This window comes from Iodobacter sp. CM08 (assembly GCF_033446605.1).
In the GTDB taxonomy this organism is placed as follows: Bacteria; Pseudomonadota; Gammaproteobacteria; order Burkholderiales; family Chitinibacteraceae; genus Iodobacter.
Map to the genome: position 1 here is coordinate 1 of NZ_JAWQUO010000032.1, position 20,353 is coordinate 20,353.

Sequence of the window (20,353 nt, forward strand, 5' to 3'; positions counted from 1 at the left end):
GAAAAACTCCCGACTTGGCCCAATAGCCGAATTGACGAGCTGCTGCCATTTGTTAAAGATCAGAGCCCACAAGATAACGAAGGCTAAAGCAGCTGGCTAGGTGGGAGGGCTGAGCGCTTACAATGCACTGCGCCCCATTAAAGAGGGGCCGGTAACCGTAAAACACCCTTCACCAATTGCACGTGTAGACTGCGGCATCGGTTTGAGTGCCTGCCCAGAAAATACTTGGCGATTGGAATAAAATGAAACTCGATAACTAGGGTTGTTAAAGTCACGGTCCGCAAATAAGCGCCGAATACTGGCTAAAATGTTAGCCGTGAATTCCATCATTTTTGCATTTGGCAAAAATGCGTCTTTAATATCAAACAAAACATCTAGTTTTGCGGCAGGGTCGATGACTTTGTCGTATTCGCCATACGGAATACTTCTGTACGACAACTCAGCACAAATTTCGTCAAGGCTCCTAAAGCGCAATAGAGCTGAAAGCGAGTCAAAACCGAATGTTCGTTCAAGAGTGGCGCCGGATGGACTGACGTGATTCTGTGAATTTGCTTCTGGGGCCGGTGATGTAACTGGAAGTTGATGAGGCGTATTCATGCTAAGCCTCCCAGTGATTGAGACTGGAAAAGCTTTATTCTTGAAGTTAAAAGCTGCTTGGGCGCGGCTAAACACGCTCCAGAAGATTGGGCCCTTTTGTAGTGGCATTGAATTGCCGCTAATTGACGCGGGAAGGCTAGGTCCGCGTCCTTTGAAATAAAAGACGACATGAGGTTTCTCACACACATCCCCATGCGCACCCCAAAAAGGGGCACCCACGAGTGATTGACAAGACAACCTCGATATGAGAGCCTACACGCGTTGTAGGTGCGCGTAGTTCTCTTACGAGATAGTCACCGGACGGTGGATTGGGGGGGAACCCAATCCACCGTTTTCATTTGTACTGCTTAAAACTGAAACTCTTTAAAAGTGGCGGTTTTAGCTGAGTAAGTGCGCTTTTGCGTGTCCTTTCCTTTGTAAATGTTAAATTGGTATACCATAGAATGCCCTTTTTGCTTGCAAATTGAGTTTTCTCCCTGTTAAAATAGGGGTTCAGCTAGGGCTCTATGTTGAAAATATACGAGCAAGGCTGCCGATACTACTAGAATTAATTTTTCATTTCAAGCACACGTAACTATACGTGTGCTTTGTCACGTCCTTTTAATATGTTTTTACTTGCAAAGCACGGACACCACAAGCATCTAAGTTGGTGTGCGTAGTTTGCAGGTTCCTTGCCTTCAAAAGAAGACTTTAGTTCTTAATTCTTCTACAATTTCACAATACACCTCCTTAGTAAAAACAAGCCTAATTGCCATTCATAAACGGCAATATTTATTGCTGTTTTTACGCTAGTAAACAAGCTCTGACTATGCAAGGATTTTTGTGGATGGAAACGGATACTCGTTGGGTCGAGTTAGCTGCGCGCGTCGTGCGTGTTGCGTTGGCGCGTAAGAACTGTAGTTATGCTGAACTCTCAACAGCCCTTGAGAAAGCAGGAGTCCTTGAGAGTGAACGAGGTCTTGCAACACGAGTTTCGCGGGGTCGGATTAAAGCCGCACTGTTGTTTCAAATTATTGATGTGATTCACGCAAAGCTACCTTTGAATTGGGAAACTTCTATCGTGTGCTGCCTTACTTGGGAGGCTAAGGTTCGAGCAGTAATAAGTATTGAGCTTGCCCGTCATCCTAGTGTGACAATTAATGAATTGGCACAAAGGATGATTCGATTGGGTGCCAATATGACAGAAAAAACTCTGGTGATTCATCTACAGTCAGGAAGTATTTCTTTGCCAGAATTGCTGCAGTGCCTTGTTGCTCTGGGAAGCTCAAGTCTTGAGCTTTATATCGATTATGAAGACTTATTGGCAGTAGCCTACGACAGCGTGACTCCAGTCTGAAATTAATGGGTTTGGTTGTGTTTCAATGCCAAATGATGTTCGATTTGCAATAAAAAAGAGCGATAAATATCGCTCTTTTTTATTGCATAAAATCTGTAGCTTAAGAAGCCGTTATTAGGTGTCACGTTTCTTGCCGTATTTAAGCATAGGGGCAGACTTGAAGTTGGCTTAATAGTTGCACTACCAAGGGTTTGGCGATACTGAAACTACAAAAAAATAGTGGGTTTGAGGGGGTAATGATGAGAGCGCTATCCTGTAAAAGTCCTTGGAAATAAAAGAGTACTATTTCTAGTCTGGATGCGGGTTACAGCCAGAAACTACCCCTTCGTTTTTTTAAAAAAAACGAAGTATAAAAGCACTTCTATTTCTCAAGGACAAATCACAAAAATTAAGTAATCGCCCTCACTCCACCGTAACACTCTTGGCTAAATTCCTCGGCTTATCTACATCCGTCCCGCGTGCTAGTGCCGTGTGGTAGGCCAGTAGTTGTAAGGGCACGGTGTGTAGGATGGGGGAGAGTAGGCCGTAGTGTTCGGGTAGGCGGATGACGTGGACGCCTTCGCTGGCGGTGATGCGGGAATCAGCGTCGGCAAATACATATAGCTCGCCGCCTCGGGCGCGCACTTCTTGCATATTGGATTTTAGTTTTTCGATCAGGGTGTCGTTAGGGGCTACGGTAACCACAGGCATTTCTTTGGTGACCAGCGCCAGCGGGCCGTGTTTTAGCTCGCCAGCGGGGTAGGCTTCGGCATGGATGTAGGAGATTTCTTTGAGCTTAAGCGCGCCTTCTAGGGCAATGGGGTAGTGCAGACCACGGCCTAGGAAGAGGGCGTTTTCTTTGCTGGCAAATTGCTCGGCCCAGGCAATGATTTGTGGCTCTAGCGCCAGCACGGCGCTAATGGCGACTGGCAGGTGGCGCATGGCTTTGATGTGCTCGGCTTCTTGCTCGTCACTGAGTAAGCCTTTTACCTGGGCTAAAGAAAGCGCCAGTAAGAATAATGCGGCCAGCTGGGTGGTAAATGCTTTGGTTGATGCCACACCGATTTCTACCCCTGCATGGGTGATATAGGCTAGCTCGCATTCGCGCACCATAGCGCTGGTGGACACATTACACACGGTAAGGGTGTGCGGCATACCTAAGCTTCTGGCGTGCTTTAGCGCGGCGAGGGTGTCGGCGGTTTCGCCGCTTTGGCTGATGGTGACGACTAGGCTTTTAGGATTGGGCACGCTATCGCGATAGCGGTATTCGCTGGCGATTTCTACATTCACCGGAATTTTGGCGATGGATTCAATCCAGTATTTAGCGGTTAGCCCTGCGTAATAGCTGGTGCCGCAGGCCAAGATGAGTACCGAATCAATTTCTTTGAAGATGCCGTAAGCTTTATCGCCAAATAGCTCAGGCATGATATTGGCTACGCCCTCTAGCGTGTCGGCAATGGCGCGTGGCTGCTCAAAGATTTCTTTTTGCATATAGTGGCGGTAAGGGCCTAGCTCTGCGCCGCCGCTGTGGGCTTGCACGGTGCGTACTTCCCGCGTCACGGGTTTGCCTTCGCTATCTACAATCCAGCATTTCTGTAATTGCAGATCAACCACATCGCCTTCTTCCAGATAAATAATTTGATCCGTGGTGCCTGCGATAGCCATCGCGTCCGATGCTAAGAAGTTTTCTCCTTGGCCAACGCCCACAATCAGCGGCGATCCTAAACGCGCACCCACCACGCGGTGCGGCTCGTCGCGGCAAAATACGGCAATGGCAAATGCGCCGCTCAGGCGTTTGACGGCTTGCTGTACGGAAGCAAATAAATCGCCTTGGTAGAGATGATCGATTAAGTGGGCGATCACTTCGGTATCGGTTTGGCTTTCAAATACATAGCCAGCTGCGGTTAGCTCGGCACGTAGCTCTTCGTGGTTTTCGATAATACCGTTGTGCACCAGCGCAATGCGTTCCTTTGAAAAATGCGGGTGAGCATTGGCTGATGAGGGCACGCCGTGGGTGGCCCAGCGGGTGTGGGCAATGCCGGTAAAGCCGGCTAAGCCAGTCTGATCGATTTGCGCTTGCAGCTCGGTCACGCGGGAGGTGCTGCGCGAGCGCTGCAATTTGCCATCCACATGCAAGGCCACGCCGCAGGAATCGTAACCACGGTATTCAAGCCGCTTAAGCCCTTCTAACAAAATAGGGGTGATATTACGTTGAGCAACTGCGCCGACAATACCGCACATAGAAACCTCGGGGGATAAGATAAATGAAAAGGTTGTAAATCATGTAGGGCAGGCGTACCCCGCGAGTAATGCTGAAAAGACGCGGGTTGCATCCACCCTACATCATGTATGGAGCAATCTTTTCATCCTAAATGGTTTGATGTGAATATATCTTTCAAAATTTAATATATTATGAAATAAATAGATTTCCATCTATTTTTGTAAATTTTTATTTCATATTTATGATAATTGTGAATTTTTATGACATCGATCACGGTATTAGATGAGCTGGATAAGCGTATCTTGCAACAATTACAGCAAGATTCTTCTCTCAGTAATCAAGATTTGGCCGCTAAAGTTCACGCCTCGCCGCCTACCTGTTTGCGGCGGGTTAAGCGTTTATGGGAAGAGGGCGTGATTGCCAAGCAGGTTGCCATCCTTGCCCCAGATAAAGTGGGCGCAGGCTTAACCGCGATTGTAGAAATCACGCTGGATATTCAGACCACGGAAAAGATGCTGGAATTCGAAAAACTAGCTGCAGGGGAGTTTGCGGTGCAGCAGTGCTATCGCGTTTCGCCGGGGCCAGATTTTGTGCTGATTATTCAGGTGGCAGATATGAATGCTTATCACCAACTAGCCCATCGCCTGTTTGCTACGCAATCGAATATTCGCAATGTAAGAAGCTTTTTTTCAATCTTTAGAAGTAAGTTTGAGACGTATCTGGCGGTTTGATGTGGTGTTTGCTTAGGTAGGATATTGCTGTGTTCGTTTTTGTAGGGCAATAAAAAAGAGGATGGCCAAGGCCATCCCCTGATTAATGCTTACTTCTTGCTGCTTTCAATTTTTGCTTGAATGTTTTTAGCGCGATCTGCAGATGCAGGGTGCGAGCTGAGCATGCTGTGCTCGCCGCCACCCAGCTTTTCTAGCTTCTGGAAGGCTGAAGCCAAGGCTTCACGGTTTAATTTTTTCTGAGTTAATACATCAAAAGAAAAATTATCTGCGTCAGATTCTTGCGATTGCGAGAACTGAGCATTTACAAGGCTTTCAGTAAACTCGCCTAGATTAGAGCCGCTTAATTGAGCTACGGTGGCATTGCCCGCCGAGCCTGCTGCGGTGCGTGCTGCTGTAACAGCGTAGGCAGTTTGCATGGCTTTTTTGCTGTGGCCCAGTGCGACGTGGCCCATTTCGTGGCCCAGTACGCCAATCACTTCATCGTCTGTCATTAAATCCATCAGGCCGCTGTAAACACGGATGCAGCCATTGGCCATGGCCCATGCATTCACATCTTTGGTTAGGTAAACCTTGTAATTAACGGGCTGGCCATTGATATCGCTGCCTAGTTTTTTAGCAATAATATCCAAGCGTTTGCTGTATTTGTTTTTGGCTGGAGCAATGGATGATTCAGAATCGCTTTGTACACAGGCTTGATTTGCCAGCGATTTTACATCGGCATCAGATAAGGTAGCTGCTTGCAGGGCTTGTTCGCCTGCTTTCATTAAACCGCCTAAATCAAAGGCCGATGCAGCTGGGGCAAGTAAGCAGGTAAACAGGCCGCTAAGGGCAAGGGCACGTAGTTTCATATTATTTCCTTTGGGGTATTTAAGGTGATGATTTATTTACCAATAAATTGAATGGTAGAGATAAACGCCAGAATTATTATTTTTATACAGCCAAAGTATTATGGCTATTTAAAGAACTGCGGTTTATTTTCCACAAAATAGATGGAATTTATCTGCGGCGGTGCGCAGAGCCATTTGTTTAGGGCGTGATTTATAATACAACGGCATTGTGCTGTATATAGGTAATCCGCTTTATACCTTGAATCCCTAGGAGAAATATTTAGGATTTTTTTTGGCTTATTTTCTGTGATTTTGTAAAGCGACAAATATTTAAAGCAGAATTACTATGGTGATGATATTTTAGATTAATTGCATTTTTGCTGGCAGTTAGCATCATGCGCTTGCTGGATCAGTGCCAATAGATAAATAGTCTGATATATTAATTCCTGATTATGCCTCTTGCTCACATTCATCATAAATAGCGCATATTGGGTGAAATCCTTGTGTTTGTTGAGGATTGTTCGCGGGTTTTATCCCAACCCTATCAACATAAGGGCGCTGTTGATCGTTAAACCTTAAGTAATCAACTTAGATCTATCTATTGCAAGCGTTGAAACATCGTAGGGCGAGCGAAACCCAATCCTATCAACTTAAGGGGAATGTTTTAATTGTTACACAGGCTTCAACTTGGATTGCACTATTGCAAGCATGTTAAAACATTGTAGGGTGGGTGCGTTTTTTGCCCACGCCGCGTATCCGCGTGGGCAAGATAAACCGCCTTGTCCACCCTACATGTTGGTTAAATCTTAAGTTGATAGGATTAGGTTTTATCCAGCTTACAAAAACAAAGTGCGGTTCTAAAAAATTTATTGACATTGGTGTTACTGAGCAAGAGGCATAATCAGGTATTAATTTATAAGGGGCTAGATAATTTCCCCTTCTTGGTTTGGCTCTAGGTTTTTCCAATCGCTAGTCATGACTAATTACTTTAGCGTATCTGGGTTTATGGGCTTACTCTAATCATGACGGCAGACCATGTGGCCGATATCAACAAATTAGTTAATTTATTGATTTGATCAGCATTTCCTTCAGTGCCTTCTAAAAAAATGAGTCGATATCTGGCCTATAATAAGCATTCCTGATTATGTCTCTTGCTCAAAAAAAGCCATATATGACATGTAGGCCAATATTCTGTAGGGGCGCTGCTTGCTGCGCCCTGTTCAGCGAGGGCGCAGCAAGCAGCGCCCCTACGAGTTAACTCGATTCACGTTGATATTCCAGCCCAACGACAAAAAATGAGCAAGAGACATAATCAGGTAAGCATTTACTTGCGGGGCAAGAGCGGTGATGTTTTTGGGCATGAAGAGCGTATTCAATTTTTTTGATTTAGTCTGCAAGTTTGGTTTTTAAGTATGGCCTGAATAAGCCACCTCCCAGTGCATAAGCAGGTAGCTCAACATAAACGCTGCTGGAAGTGATCTACCAGAATAAACTAGAGCAATGTCTTACGCTGGTTGTTGCTTTAGTTGTGTATATATTGTCTTTTAACTTTCTACAGGCTCAGATCATGCAAACATTAAATACGCGTTTTGGTGAAATAGATATTGATCCAGAAACGGTGCTGACTTTCCCTTTGGGGATGCCAGGCTTTGAAAAGTGCACGCGCTATAAGCTGCTGCATGAAGAGCAGCCTAATCCACGTGTGCGTTGGTTGCAGTCTCTGGATGACGCGGATTTAAGCTTTAGCCTAGTGCAGGTGGAGCATCTGGGACTGAGCTATGAAGTGGAGCTGAGCGATGAAGAGTGTGCTTTGATTGAGTTGGAAGATACCGCCGATGCAATTTTGTTACTTTTGCTCTCGCGCCCTTTAGAAGAAGGTCGTGAAATTTCTGCAAACACCCAAGCACCTGTAGTGCTCAACATCAAGAGCCGTAAGGCTTTGCAGAAAGTAGGTATCCGCGCTGATATTGTGTTCCGTAGTTAATTTTTCAAATTTATAGAGATTTAGTGGTGCTTAGCGGTATGAGTATCTTGGGTGCTTGCTCTGCTTGCTGTATGATCCACGAATTTTTCGGGCAGCCTACTTTAAGGTTGTCATTAGTCGCGCGCAGCAGGAGAGCAGCATGAAAACGACCTTCCTCGATTTCGAGCAGCCGATCGCGGAGCTTGAAAACAAAATCGAAGAATTGCGCTTCGTTCAAGACGATTCCGCCGTTGATATTTCTGTAGAGATTGGCCATCTCGAAAAAAAGAGCCGAGAATTAACCAAGACAATTTACTCGAAATTGGCAACTTGGCAGATTTCGCAGGTGGCCCGCCATCCGCAACGGCCTTACACCTTGGATTATATTAAGGCTCTGTTTACCGATTTTGAAGAGCTACACGGTGATCGAAGCTACGCTGATGATGCAGCGATTGTGGGTGGCTTGGCCCGTTTTAATGGTCAATCAGTCATGGTGATTGGGCATCAAAAGGGTAGAGATACTAAAGATCGGCAGTACCGTAACTTTGGTATGCCGCGTCCAGAAGGCTATCGCAAGGCTTTACGCCTGATGAAGCTGGCGGAAAAATTTAATATCCCGCTGATTACCTTTATCGATACCCCAGGGGCTTATCCGGGGGTTGGCGCTGAAGAGCGTGGGCAATCAGAGGCGATTGGTCGTAATCTGTTTGAAATGGCCAAGTTACGTATACCGGTGATTTGTACTGTTATTGGTGAAGGCGGCTCAGGCGGTGCTTTAGCGATTGCGGTGGGAGACGTGGTGCAGATGTTGCAGTACGCCACTTACTCTGTGATTACGCCAGAAGGCTGCGCGTCTATTCTGTGGAAAACCGCAGAAAAAGCTCCCGAGGCGGCTGAAGCTTTGGGGATTACCGCAAACCGTTTAAAAACGCTGGATATCATCGATAAGGTGATTGCTGAGCCTTTAGGCGGCGCTCACCGTGATTATCAGCAAATGATGGTAACGATGAGAAAAAACCTAGCTGATGCTTTGAAGAACTTGCAAGCTAAGTCGATTGATGAGCTGTTAGATGCAAGGTTTGAGCGAGCGATGAGTTATGGCAAGTTTAAGGAAGAGTCTGTTTCCTGATGCATTGTCGCTGCGGGTAGAGCAAATACTCGAACGCCGCTTGTTTTCCATGAGCCCTCCTGATAAACCCATCCTCTGCGTGGGTTTATCAGGAGGGCTCGATTCAGTTGTACTCCTGCATTTGTTGGCTGGTTTATGCCAGCAGCGATTTGTGCTGCGCGCCATTCATGTTCACCACGGTTTATCGGCTAATGCCGATGCTTGGGCGCAGTTTGCACAAGCGCTATGTAATCGGCTGGATGTGGAGTGCGCGGTGGAGCGGGTTTCACTCTTGCCCTATGCAGGAATGGGCGTCGAAGGCGCGGCACGGGCAGCAAGGTATGGCGCTTTTGAGCGGCAAGCTTGCGACGTGCTGCTGTTGGCTCAGCATAAAAATGATCAGGCAGAAACGGTGCTGCTTAATTTGCTACGCGGAAGCGGCTTGCGTGGTTTGGCGGCCATGCCTGAGTGGCGTATGCAAAATACGCAGATGGGTATTTTGCGCCCCTTATTGGATTTTACTCGGCAGGATCTAGCTGATTACGCCAAGCAATATGGTTTGGAGTGGATCGAGGACGAAAGCAATCAGGATTCGCGCTACGATCGAAATTTTTTACGTAATCAAATTATTCCCCAGTTAGAAACGGTGTGGCCTAGTGCAAGCGCTACCTTGGCTCGGGTGGCGCAGCACGCGGCAGAGGCAGATGATTTGTTGCAGGAGCTTGCTGCTGGGGATTTAGAGCATGCCGTGCAGGGTGATGCTTTTGATTTACGCGTGGCTTTATCGCCGCTGCGCTTACGTCATGTTTTGCGTTATTGGTTGACTCGCCACGGTTTGCAGCTGGATACGCGGGCTTTTGAGGAATTGCTGCGGGTGGCGTTTACTGCGGGCGAGGATGCTCAGCCCGCTTTGCATTGGCGTGATCGTGCGATTCGGCGCTATCAGTACCGGCTTTTTATCACTCCATCGCAAATCCCAATCGGTCAGGCGCTTGCATTGCCTTGGGTGATGCAATCTAAGGTGGATGCGTGGCATGGGGTGCTCAGCTGGCAAGCCAGTGAGCAGGGTATCGCGGCAAAACGGCTTAGCCAAGCGGTGTTGGAATTGCGCCCTCGCTTGGGGGGCGAATCATTACGGCTAGTTAAAAATGGCCCAAGCCGCGCTTTAAAACAGCTTTACCAAGAAGCGAAAATACCACCGTGGCAAAGGCAATCTAACCCGCTTATTTATCTAGATGGGGTATTGGCTGCGGTGCCAGGCGTGGGTGTGGCCAGCGTGTTTAGGGCCGAGGGCGAAGCTGGGTTTATGCCTCTGTGGCGCTTGCTGTGAGTGCTGAGCGGGCATAAAAAAGCCCCAAGCGTTAAATGCTCGGGGCTTTTTTTGGTATATGTGGTTTAAGTGGCGGCACCTTCATAAATGATTTTCCATGCGCCATCTTCTTGTTGCCAGTATTGGCGCTTTTTCATCTGATTATCTAGATTGTTGCTGCGATAATCTTGTTTAAAGCTGGTGGTTAAGCGTGGATTAGGCCCGCCGCTGGCAAAGATGCTGAGATCATCAAGCCGAACTTTACTCCAGCTTTTACTTGCGCTCACCGAGGTTTTTTGGCGGCTCCAAGTGGCAAGGTCTTGCCCATCGTCACTCTTAAATTGTTTGCCATATCGGCTTAAATAGGGCTGAGTCTTCAGTGATTCCCATTCTTCGCGCCAGTCGTCAATCAGGCTGAGCGCAGCATCGTGCCTAGATTGCCATTCTACTTTGCTGACCCATTCGGCCTTAGGAACGATCACGACGGGGGTTTGGCCAATTTGAATATATTGCGCGATATCGAGCATTTCTTCATTGGTCATGGCCACGCAGCCATTGGATGCCCAAGGCGCACGCGCGTAAGTGTTGGCTGGAACGCCATGTAGCCAAATGCCAGAACCAGTGCGTCCTTCGCTTTTATCGATCTCATTGGGGAAAGAAATCGGCCATGCGCCTACGCCGTATAAATCAGCCTGAGCGCCACGGGTTTTATCCAGATAAGGGCGTGTCAGGTGGCTGGTCACAAAGTACACCCCGAGAGGTGTGCGTTGATCGCCTTCTTTAAATTTATCTGCCCCTAGCTTGCCGATGGTGGCGTAGTGATCGGTGACATAGCTAGGTACGCCATCTACATTTTTAAACACATACACACGGGATGCCGCAGCATCGACCAAAATGGCATATTGCTGGCCAGGGGCAAACACCAGTAAGTGAGCGGGCAATAAGCTGTGTGGCTCGCTACTTTGGCGGCTACTGATCCGTGCAAGCGCCTCTTTACGTAGATCATCCAGCTTGTCGCTTGAGGGGCTGCTCGCTCCTGCGCCAATATTATTCAGTGGCATAGTGCGCATTGCGTATAGATCGCCAGAAAGCAGATGGGCGAGGCGATAATTGGGGTGTTCTAGCAATAAAGCATTGACGGTGGCGCGCGCATCCGCCAGTTTGCCGTGACGAATATGGTCAATGGCCGCCAAGATTCTTTGCTCAGGCGAGCCAAGGCTCGCGTTGCCTATTTTCTCTTCCAGAAAACGGGGTTTGGCGGGGTCCGAAACAATAGGGCGAGCAGGTGGCGCAAGCATCAGTAGGGCAAGTAGGCAAGCACTACGCTTGCCCCAGATAAACAAACTACGCATACGTGATTAGGAGCCTGTTCGCTCTTCTCGGATCAGCCAACGGCCGCCCGATTTTGCTAGGATTAAAGTTTTACCAGTCGTACTCGATAAGTGACTGGCCTTATAAGACTGGCGAAAGCGTGCTTTGGCCGTACTATCGTCATTGATCTCTATTTTTAAATCAGAGATTTTTACTTCGATTGATTTAGGGCTGTTAATTCGATTACGGCGCTCTGCCCCCCATGCGCTAAATTTTTGCCCGCCAGGGGTCTTAAAATCATTGCCATAAGCGGCTAGATAGCCGTTCACATTTTGCTTACTCCATGCCTGCGCCCAGCCTTCAACCGCAGCGGCAATTTGTTGCTTATCTGCATCATGAGTTTCAAGCTTCGGTGCTGGAGTAGGGGCAAGTGTTGGGGCAGGCGTGGCTTTAACAACTGGTGCTGGTGTGGCAGTTGGCTTGGCAGGCACAGGGCTTGGTGTAGTTAATGGTTTTGCGGTTGGCGTGACTATGGCGACCACGTCCGCTGGTTTAGCCGCTGGGGTGACTATTGCTACTTTGGCGCTAGACGCTTTGCTTGGGGCTATTGGGTTACCAAAAAGGCTGCCTACCATTTTTAATTTGGTTTGCACCGTTGGATTGCTTCCCTCTAATTGCAGTGCTTTGTCATAAGCTTGGGAAGCGAGGCGTGCGTATAGATCACCTAGGTTTTCATGCGCAGTGGCATAAGCGGGGTTGGTTTGTATTGCCATCAGCAGGGCCGCACGCGCTTTATCTAATTGGTTTTGCTGAGCGTAAAGCACTGCTAAGTTATTATATGGTTCAGGAAGCTGTGGGTTGTCTGCAGAAAGCTGAGTAAAGGCTTTGATGCCTTCATCGGTTCTGCCCATTTCTGTCAGAATAATGCCGCGCAAAAAGCGAATGGATGGCTCTTTAGGGGATTTGATCAGGGCTTTATCCGCACGATCCAGCGCCTGCGGTAATTGCTTGGATTTAAGTAACTGCTGAATATCCTCAGCATCCCCAGCGAGCACGTTTAGGGATAAAAAAAGAGGCACAAGGGCTAAGGCAATGCTACGCAGTGTCATATGTGTGTCCAAAACAGTTGGTCAGGCGCTAAACTGGGCGAGTTTAACAAAAAATGAGCGTCCTTGCCGCAATGAACCTGCCCCCATCTATTATATCTATCCTACTTTTGATTGCATCCAATGTGTTTATGACTGTGGCTTGGTATGGGCACTTGAAGTACGCCCATAGCAAACCTTGGTTATTGGCTGCGCTATTGAGCTGGGGTATCGCTTTATTTGAGTATTTATTACAGGTGCCCGCCAATCGAATCGGGATTGGTGTTTATACATTGCCTCAGTTGAAAATCATTCAAGAGGTTATTAGCTTGTCGGTGTTTATTCCGTTTGCTGTATTTTATATGAATCAACCACTTAAGCTGGATTTTCTATGGGCAGGCTTATGTTTGTTAGGCGCGGTCTATTTTATGTTTCGTGGTGCTTGATAGCGTTATATTTATTGTTTGATATTAAATCCTAATGAAGTGAAACGATTTATTCTGTATGCAAGTTGTATTTTCACCGATGCGCTTTTGTGTAAGGAGCGCTACACTGAAATGTTAATATTTGTTTTTTTGGGCGCCGTCATGCAAATTACCGTTGTAAAACACCCCTTGGTGCAACACAAACTGGCGCTACTTCGCGCAGAAAACGTCAGCACTAATAAATTTCGATTGCTTACAGAAGAGCTGGCTCGTTTGTTGGCCTATGAAGCAACGCGTGATTTGCCATTAGAAACCACCCTGATTGCTGGCTGGTGTGGCCCTGTAGAAGTTCAGCAGGTAAAAGGTAAAAAGCTCACCGTTGTGCCTATTTTGCGTGCGGGTATTGGCATGCTCAATGGTGTACTAGATTTAGTGCCTTCGGCCAAAATCAGCGTAGTGGGTTTAGCGCGTAATGAAGAAACACTGCAGCCTGAGCCTTACTTTGAAAAATTTGTCGGCAATCTAGAAGATCGCCTCGCCTTGATCATCGATCCTATGCTGGCCACGGGTGGCTCTTTAGTTGCAACCATCGATATGCTTAAGCGCAATGGCTGTAAAGATATCAAAGCGATTGTAATGGTGGCCGCTCCTGAGGGCGTGAAACTGGTTAATGATGCTCACCCTGATGTAGAAATCGTGGCCGCCTCGCTAGATAGCCACTTAAATGAGCAGGGCTACATTATTCCTGGGCTTGGGGATGCTGGAGATAAGATTTTTGGTACAACAAAGTAATCTGAGTTTTAAGTTTTAAATCATCCCCCTCGCAGAAGGGGGATTTTTGTATCTTGTAGCCTGTCGGACTTAGACGATCGTCACGAAACAATGACCAGTTCGAGACAGATTTCATGCATTTTTGAGGCGAATAGCGAGCTATTTAACGAGAAGATGCGTGAAATATGGCCGAATTAGGCATTTTTGCAGTAGGTCGGCCCTAAGTCCGGCAGGCTGCTATGGGAGCGGTGTTTATGTGGTTTGCCTTAAAGCAGTTTGTTTCGGGAGCGCAGATTTTATTTGTAGCGTTTGGTGCTTTGGTGTTGGTGCCTTTGCTAACAGGATTGAATCCTGCGATGGCCCTTTTGGGCGCGGGGGTAGGCACTTTGGTATTTCAATGGCTTACTGGCCGTAAAGTCCCCATCTTTTTAGGCTCTTCCTTTGCCTTTATTGGGCCGATTATTTTTGCCATGCATACTTGGGGGCAAGCCGCGACGCAGTTTGGCCTATTTGCGGCCGGTTTTATGTATTTTGTCATTGCGGGCTTGATCAAATGGCGCGGCATGGGTTTTATTCATAAATTGCTACCGCCGGTAGTGATTGGCCCCGTGATTATGGTGATTGGTTTGTCGGTTGCGGTGGCGGCGTCAGGTATGGCAATGGGGCAGGGCGGTGGTAAGCAGCTGGTGGCCTACAACACTTCTTTATTCTTGGCGGCAATTTCTCTGGGTACAACAATTATTGTTTCGGTATTTGCTGGCGGAATGCTACGCCTAGTGCCTATTTTATCTGGTGTAGTGGTGGGCTATATTTCCGCCATTTTTATGGGCGTAATTGATTTTACGGCGATTGCTGCTGCGCCATGGTTTGCGATGCCGCATTTTGTGACGCCAGAGGTAAACTGGGCTGCAGCGTTATTTATGCTGCCTGTGGCGATTGCACCAACGATTGAGCATATTGGCGCGGTGATGGCGGTGGGGCAGGTAACGGGGGATGATTACACCAAATCACCTGGTTTGCACCGCACCTTGGCGGGTGATGGTTTTGGTGTGTGCTTTGCTGGGCTGATTGGTGGCCCGCCGATCACCACTTATTCAGAAGTCACCGGTGCGCTGATGATTACCCGAAACTTTAATCCTGTCATCATGACTTGGGCGGCCGTTTTGGCGGTTATTCTGGCGTTTTTTGGTAAATTTAATGCGCTGTTGCAATCGATTCCTCTGCCAGTAATGGGCGGGATTATGGTGCTCTTATTCGGTACGATTGCGAGTATTGGTCTGAAAACCCTGATAGATGCAAAGCTAAACCTGATGGCTCCGCGTAATTTGGTGATTGTGTCTGTGGTGCTCACCTGCGGGATTGGTGGCTTGATGCTGAAGATTGGTGATTTTAATCTGGCAGGGGTAGGTTTGGTGAGTGTGTTGGCCATTCTGATCAACTTGCTGTTGCCTGCTGAGCAAGAGGCGATTGCATAAATAGTTTATAAAGCTTTTTGGCGTGGGCTTTGGGCCCACGCTATTGATTATAGATTTGAATGTAAGCTGTGCCGAAGTTTGATCGCCGCTTCTACGCCTTCTTCTAGCTCGGGCACGGTATCAAATTGCACTACACCGTAGATTCGCCAGCCGCCAGCCCCACGCTTCACATGGTAGCAAGTGCCGTATTGCCAAGCGGCCATATCTAGGCGCGTGACCGACCAGATGAGATTGACGCTTGCAAAATCAGGGCTGATACAGAGTACGTCCTTAATTGTATAACTTGCACTAAGAAAACCCTGTTGTTCAAACCAGCCTAGTAAGCTTGCAGTTGCAGGCAGCAATAAATCCATCGTTTCCCAAACGGTTCCTTGGCCTTGATGAATGGTCATAAAGGGCAAGGCAAACATGGATGAGACTGCGTTTGCATCTAAGGCAGAATACGCTTGCCCATATTGCTCAAAAAATACCTCTAATCCTTCGTCCACTTTCTAACTCCAGTATCTAAATGCCTCTGGTTGTATACATTACATGGCACTTTAGATAGATACAATCATTTACGTACGGGGGTGAGTGGGGGAAATGGTGTGGTTTAAAAGTATTCTTCCCCGTTGATTCTTACATGGTCTAAATTAATGTACTTTGATGGCGGTCCAATAACGGCTTAATAAGCGTCGTTCATTGGCGTTATAAGCGCGCATTAATGTCCACTTGGCAAAGTCTTGGGGCTTTGGGTTGAGTACGGGGTGTTGGCTGAGTTCTGGGTCTAGAAAAGCTGCTGCAGTGCTGACGGGGCTAATGCCGCCGCTGGCTTTAGCTTGCGCCGCTGCCGTTTTGCCTTCTAGCAAAAAATCGATAAATTGATGGGCTAGATCTGGCCTTGGTGCATCACGCATAATGGCGACGGTATCCATCCACCATTCATTGCCTTCTTTTTGCGCGGTAAACTCAAGCTTAAATTTGCGTTTGGTTTCTCTGACTTCGCGGCGCGCCTGAAATAAATCTGAGCTATTACCCATCGCCAACCAGATATTGCCATTGGCAAGTTGGCGGCTGTAACTGTCGTTGTTAAACGCCGCCCAATAAGGCTTAGCTTTGCGAATCACTTCGCTGGCGGCAGCAAGGTCTTCTTGCGTGCCAGAATTAGGGTCTTTGCCAAGATACATTAGCGCGGCTGCAAATAACTCACGCGAGCTATCCAAAACAGTTACTTTATTGCGGATTTTTTTGAGCTGCTCTGGGTCAAAAATCGCTGCCCAGCTGCTTGGGTCAACTCCTGCAGCTTTTAGTTTTTCTGCGTTATAGCCCAGCAGCGTCACGCCGATCATAAAGGGCTCATGGTAGGCGTTGTTATTATCGTAAGGCACGCGTAGAAAAGCGGGGAGGATATCTTTGCTGTGTGGCAGCTTGCTTTTATCCAGCTGCATCAGCTTATTTGGGCCGATCAGGGCGGGCAAAACAAAGGTGGAGGGGAAAATAAGGTCGTAACCCTTAGCGCCAGCGGCAAGTTTTGCGAGTAGTTCTTCATTATCACCATAAAAGCTTTGCTCTACACGGCATTGGCAGCGTGCTTCAAATGCTTGGATGGTACTGGCAGGCATGGAGTTGCTCCATACATAGATCGACAGTTTGTCAGTTGCATTCGCCCAGGACACATGAAGTAAAAAACCTAAAAATAACCATTTCCACATTGTATTTATTCCTTTAAATGAGTTTGATAATTTGGGTGTTGCTGGCTTTATCTGTACTTGAGTGTGCTTGTTTTTATTGAATAAGCAGCAAAAAGGGCGCAAAGATAGCATGCAAGTGGTAATCGTAGCACTCTGAGCCGCTGCGGCTAGACCCCAATTAGCACTCGGTTACGGTAGAATAGCCCTTGTCCAAATACCATTGAACCCTATTCAAGATATGAGCAAAGAAGCCTCGGTTCCTACTGTCAGCAATTTTATTCGTAGCACGATTGAAAGCGACCTTGCCAGCGGCAAGCATTCGTCGATCCAAACGCGCTTTCCGCCTGAGCCAAATGGCTATCTGCATGTAGGCCATGCTAAGTCGATTTGCTTGAATTTCGGTGTGGCCGAGGATTATCAGGGTCAGTGCAATTTGCGCATGGACGACACTAACCCCGAAAGAGAAAACGAAGAATTCGCGCAAGCGATTGCCAACGATGTGAAATGGCTGGGCTTTGAATGGGCGGGCGAGATTCGCCATGCCGCTGATTACTTTGATCAGCTTTATGCTTACGCCGAAGAGCTTATCCAAGCAGGCAAGGCCTTTGTTTGTGAGCTAAATGCCGAGCAAATGCGCGAATACCGTGGCAATTTTGAAGTGCCGGGTAAAAATAGCCCTCACCGCGATCGCGCTACTGAAGACAATTTAGATTTATTCCGCCGTATGAAAGCCGGTGAGTTTGCTGACGGCAGCAAAACACTGCGCTTAAAAATTGATATGGCCGCGCCTAATTTGAATTTGCGTGATCCAGTGATCTATCGCATTAAGCGCGCACACCATATCCGCACCGGCGATAAATGGTGTATCTACCCGATGTACGATTACACCCACTGCATCTCGGATGCGCTGGAAGGCATTACGCATAGCCTGTGTACACTCGAATTTGCCGACCATCGCCCGCTCTACGATTGGGTGCTGGATAATATCAGCATAGATTGCCACCCACAGCAGATCGAATTCTCACGCTTAGAGCTACTCTACACTATGACCTCTAAGCGTAAGCTGGCGGCGCTGGTGAATGAAGGCTTGGTATCTGGCTGGGATGATCCGCGTATGCCTACCGTGGTTGGTATGCGACGCCGTGGTTATACGCCAGAGGGCATTAAGCTATTCGCCCAACGTGTGGGTGTGTCTAAGTCAGAAAATGTGGTTGATTTAAGTATTTTGGAGGGCGCCGTTCGCGAGCAGTTAGAAAGCAGCTGCCCGCGGATTATGGCCGTGCTGCGCCCGTTGAAAGTGACACTGACTAATTATGAGGAAGGCGTAACCGCTTCGCGCGCAGCGCCTTATCACCCACAGCACCCAGAATTTGGCGAGCGTAATGTACCAATTAGCCGCGAGATTTGGGTGGAGCAAGACGATTTCGCCGAAGTTGCCCCAGCAGGCTGGCAACGTCTGACCGTAGGTAGCGAAGTACGCTTACGTTATTCCTACGTGATGAAGTGTGATGAAGTGGTGAAAGACGCCACTGGTAAGGTGATTGAGCTTAAATGCAGCTTAGATCCTGAAACACTGGGCCAAAACCCAGTGGGCCGTAAGGTAAAAGGCGTGATTCACTGGTTGTCTGCCGAACACGCAGTGCCCGCTGAAGTGCGTTTATACGATCGCCTGTTTACTGAAGCCCGCCCAGATGCAGTGCGCGGTGCGGATGGCGAATACCTAGATTTCCGCCAGTTTATTAATCTAGAATCTTTGGAAGTGGTCACTGCATATGTCGAGCCTGTAGCGCGTGATTTAGCCCCTGAAACGCGCTATCAGTTCGAGCGCCTAGGTTATTTTGTGACGGATCGCAAAGACCATATCACGGGTGAAAAGATTGTGTTCAATCGTGCTGTAACGCTTAAAGATACTTGGAAAAGCACAACATGAAAAAATGGCTAGCACTGATATTATTGGCGTGTAGTGGGGCGGTGTTTTCTGCTGCGCCTTCTGCAGCGCCAGCTGTAGTTTATAAGGGTGAAGTAGGCCAGCCTCCGGTGCAAGTGGCGTTGGCTTATCTCAAAGATAAAATCAGCAACTCCTCAGGGCAGTTTGAATATCAGGGTTTGGATATTAAGCAGCGCTCGCAGGGGGAGGATTTTTCCCATACTCAGCTAAGTGTAGAAATCAAAGGCTTGATGGACGATAGCGTGGCCAGCGAGCGTTATCGCTTTAAAATGGCGATTGTTGATTCCGTGTGGGTGATTACGGCAGAGCAAAAAGATCAGCGCTGCCGTCGTGGCATAAAAGGCTACACCCAAAAGCTTTGCCCTTAAGCGTTTGTATATCTGTTTCTTGGGGGCGGCTTTGCCCGCCTCGTTCTTCTGCAAATAGCCTTAGCTGCCTAACAAGCAGCGAGGGCTATTGTGCTTTAAAGGAAGCCTAATTAAATGAGCCAATTACAAAACGATACGTTCTTACGCGCGCTATGCCGTGAGCCAGTTGAATACACCCCAGTTTGGTTGATGCGCCAAGCCGGGCGTTATTTGCCTGAATACTGTGCCACTCGCAAAGTGGCGGGTTCATTTTTACAGCTGTGTAAAAACACTGAGCTAGCCACTGAAGTCACCTTACAGCCACTAGAGCGCTATCCGCTAGATGCCGCTATTTTATTTAGCGATATTCTAACCGTGCCTGATGCCATGGGCTTGGGGCTATATTTTGCAGAAGGTGAAGGGCCTAAGTTTGAGCGTCCGCTGCGGGAAGAGCGCGATATTCTGGCGCTAACTGTGCCAGATGTAGGCACGGAGCTGCGCTATGTGACCGATGCTGTGTCATCTATTCGTAAGGCTTTAAAAGGCAGTGTGCCCTTGATTGGTTTTTCTGGCAGCCCGTTTACTTTGGCCTGCTATATGATCGAAGGCGCTGGCTCGGCGACCTTTAGCCGCGTTAAAACCATGCTTTATGATCGACCAGACCTCTTGCACCATATCTTGGATGTGAATGCGCGCACGGTGATTGATTATCTAAACGCGCAAATTGAAGCCGGTGCGCAAGCGGTGCAGATTTTTGATACTTGGGGTGGTGCGCTGGCCTATGGCAAGTATCAGGAATTCTCGCTGAATTATATGAAGCAGGTGATTGCTGGTCTCAAGCGTGAACACGATGGCCGTAAAGTGCCGGTGATTGTGTTTACCAAAGGGGGTGGTCTGTGGCTCGAAGATATCGCTGCCAGCGGCTGCGATGCGGTGGGCTTGGATTGGACGGTGGATCTGGCTGATGCACGCCGCCGTATTGGCGATAAAGTGGCTTTGCAGGGCAATTTTGATCCAAATGCTTTGTTTGCTAACCCTGTGGCGATTGAAGCTGAGGTTGATCGCTTGCTGGCGAGCTTTGGAGAGGGGGAAGGGCATGTGTTTAATTTAGGGCACGGCATTTCTCAATTCACTAATCCTGAGCATGTAACGACATTAGTGAATAGTGTACATAAACTGTCACGAAACTATCATAAAATTAGCAAATAAAACAAGGGCTTATGTCGATGTTTTGTATTGATTGTGTCGAT

General features: G+C 47.9%; 18 protein-coding genes. 11 read left to right on the forward strand and 7 right to left on the reverse strand.

Translation table 11 applies throughout. The annotated features are described in order from the left end of the window. Positions 1 to 117 precede the first annotated feature (117 nt). The gene (locus tag R6242_RS16635) at positions 118 to 597 is read right to left on the reverse strand and encodes a hypothetical protein (RefSeq protein ID WP_318428888.1); all 480 of its coding nucleotides are present in this window, start codon (positions 595 to 597) and stop codon (positions 118 to 120) included. An 826-nt stretch (positions 598 to 1,423) separates the two neighbouring features. Here R6242_RS16635 and R6242_RS16640 point away from each other — a divergent pair. After that, the gene (locus R6242_RS16640; RefSeq protein ID WP_318428890.1) at positions 1,424 to 1,933 is read left to right on the forward strand and encodes a DUF6471 domain-containing protein; all 510 of its coding nucleotides are present in this window, start codon (positions 1,424 to 1,426) and stop codon (positions 1,931 to 1,933) included. Between the two features lie 402 nt (positions 1,934 to 2,335). On the opposite strand, the gene glmS is transcribed toward R6242_RS16640, so the two are convergent. Then, positions 2,336 to 4,153, reverse strand: coding sequence for a glutamine--fructose-6-phosphate transaminase (isomerizing) (glmS, locus tag R6242_RS16645; protein ID WP_318428893.1), 1,818 nt, complete (start codon positions 4,151 to 4,153; stop codon positions 2,336 to 2,338). 240 nt (positions 4,154 to 4,393) lie between these two features. On the opposite strand from glmS, the gene R6242_RS16650 reads away from it, so the two are divergent. Further along, complete coding sequence (locus R6242_RS16650) at positions 4,394 to 4,864, forward strand: Lrp/AsnC family transcriptional regulator (RefSeq protein ID WP_293932977.1); 471 nt, start codon at positions 4,394 to 4,396, stop codon at positions 4,862 to 4,864. A gap of 89 nt (positions 4,865 to 4,953) precedes the next feature. On the opposite strand, the gene R6242_RS16655 is transcribed toward R6242_RS16650, so the two are convergent. Beyond that, on the reverse strand, positions 4,954 to 5,712 hold the full coding sequence (locus R6242_RS16655; protein WP_293932976.1) for a M48 family metallopeptidase: 759 nt from the start codon (positions 5,710 to 5,712) through the stop codon (positions 4,954 to 4,956). A 1,546-nt stretch (positions 5,713 to 7,258) separates the two neighbouring features. Here R6242_RS16655 and fliW point away from each other — a divergent pair. The 3 genes from fliW to tilS all read left to right on the forward strand — a co-directional run bounded on the left by fliW (position 7,259) and on the right by tilS (position 10,092). Then, the gene (gene fliW / locus R6242_RS16660; RefSeq protein WP_318428896.1) at positions 7,259 to 7,675 is read left to right on the forward strand and encodes a flagellar assembly protein FliW; all 417 of its coding nucleotides are present in this window, start codon (positions 7,259 to 7,261) and stop codon (positions 7,673 to 7,675) included. 139 nt (positions 7,676 to 7,814) lie between these two features. Next, positions 7,815 to 8,783: an acetyl-CoA carboxylase carboxyltransferase subunit alpha gene (locus R6242_RS16665; protein WP_318428898.1), complete on the forward strand. Its 969-nt coding sequence runs from the start codon at positions 7,815 to 7,817 to the stop codon at positions 8,781 to 8,783. Next, entirely contained in the window at positions 8,752 to 10,092 is a 1,341-nt protein-coding gene (tilS, locus tag R6242_RS16670; protein ID WP_318428900.1) for a tRNA lysidine(34) synthetase TilS, read from the forward strand. Before R6242_RS16665 ends, tilS begins: the two co-directional genes overlap by 32 nt. Positions 10,093 to 10,157: 65 nt before the next feature. Here tilS and R6242_RS16675 read toward each other — a convergent pair whose 3' ends face one another. Both R6242_RS16675 and R6242_RS16680 read right to left on the reverse strand, forming a co-directional pair. Continuing rightward, positions 10,158 to 11,423: a L,D-transpeptidase family protein gene (locus R6242_RS16675; protein WP_318428902.1), complete on the reverse strand. Its 1,266-nt coding sequence runs from the start codon at positions 11,421 to 11,423 to the stop codon at positions 10,158 to 10,160. Between the two features lie 6 nt (positions 11,424 to 11,429). After that, positions 11,430 to 12,491 carry a tetratricopeptide repeat protein gene (locus R6242_RS16680; protein WP_318428904.1) on the reverse strand — a complete coding sequence of 354 codons (1,062 nt, stop codon included), beginning with the start codon at positions 12,489 to 12,491 and terminating at the stop codon, positions 11,430 to 11,432. A gap of 53 nt (positions 12,492 to 12,544) precedes the next feature. Between R6242_RS16680 and R6242_RS16685 the strand changes: the two genes are divergently transcribed. The 3 genes from R6242_RS16685 to R6242_RS16695 all read left to right on the forward strand — a co-directional run bounded on the left by R6242_RS16685 (position 12,545) and on the right by R6242_RS16695 (position 15,138). Next, entirely contained in the window at positions 12,545 to 12,913 is a 369-nt protein-coding gene (locus tag R6242_RS16685) for a DMT family protein (protein WP_318428906.1), read from the forward strand. Positions 12,914 to 13,054: 141 nt separating this feature from the next. Continuing rightward, entirely contained in the window at positions 13,055 to 13,684 is a 630-nt protein-coding gene (upp, locus tag R6242_RS16690) for a uracil phosphoribosyltransferase (RefSeq protein ID WP_293938217.1), read from the forward strand. 233 nt (positions 13,685 to 13,917) lie between these two features. Then, a complete protein-coding gene (locus R6242_RS16695) occupies positions 13,918 to 15,138 on the forward strand; it encodes a uracil-xanthine permease family protein (protein WP_293938219.1) in 1,221 nt (406 codons plus the stop codon). A 47-nt stretch (positions 15,139 to 15,185) separates the two neighbouring features. On the opposite strand, the gene R6242_RS16700 is transcribed toward R6242_RS16695, so the two are convergent. Together R6242_RS16700 and R6242_RS16705 are read right to left on the reverse strand one after the other, a co-directional pair. Then, on the reverse strand, positions 15,186 to 15,626 hold the full coding sequence (locus R6242_RS16700; protein ID WP_318428909.1) for a hypothetical protein: 441 nt from the start codon (positions 15,624 to 15,626) through the stop codon (positions 15,186 to 15,188). Between the two features lie 144 nt (positions 15,627 to 15,770). Next, entirely contained in the window at positions 15,771 to 16,739 is a 969-nt protein-coding gene (locus R6242_RS16705; RefSeq protein ID WP_318428912.1) for a spermidine/putrescine ABC transporter substrate-binding protein, read from the reverse strand. Positions 16,740 to 17,046: 307 nt separating this feature from the next. Here R6242_RS16705 and R6242_RS16710 point away from each other — a divergent pair, with 307 nt between their 5' ends. The 3 genes from R6242_RS16710 (at position 17,047) to hemE (ending at position 20,312) form a co-directional block, all read left to right on the forward strand. After that, on the forward strand, positions 17,047 to 18,738 hold the full coding sequence (locus tag R6242_RS16710) for a glutamine--tRNA ligase/YqeY domain fusion protein (RefSeq protein WP_318428914.1): 1,692 nt from the start codon (positions 17,047 to 17,049) through the stop codon (positions 18,736 to 18,738). After that, positions 18,735 to 19,124, forward strand: a complete 390-nt coding sequence (locus tag R6242_RS16715; RefSeq protein WP_318428916.1) for a hypothetical protein — start codon at positions 18,735 to 18,737, stop codon at positions 19,122 to 19,124. The genes R6242_RS16710 and R6242_RS16715 overlap by 4 nt, the downstream gene beginning before the upstream one ends. A 114-nt stretch (positions 19,125 to 19,238) precedes the next feature. Next, positions 19,239 to 20,312: a uroporphyrinogen decarboxylase gene (hemE, locus tag R6242_RS16720; RefSeq protein WP_318428919.1), complete on the forward strand. Its 1,074-nt coding sequence runs from the start codon at positions 19,239 to 19,241 to the stop codon at positions 20,310 to 20,312. Positions 20,313 to 20,353: the final 41 nt, after the last annotated feature.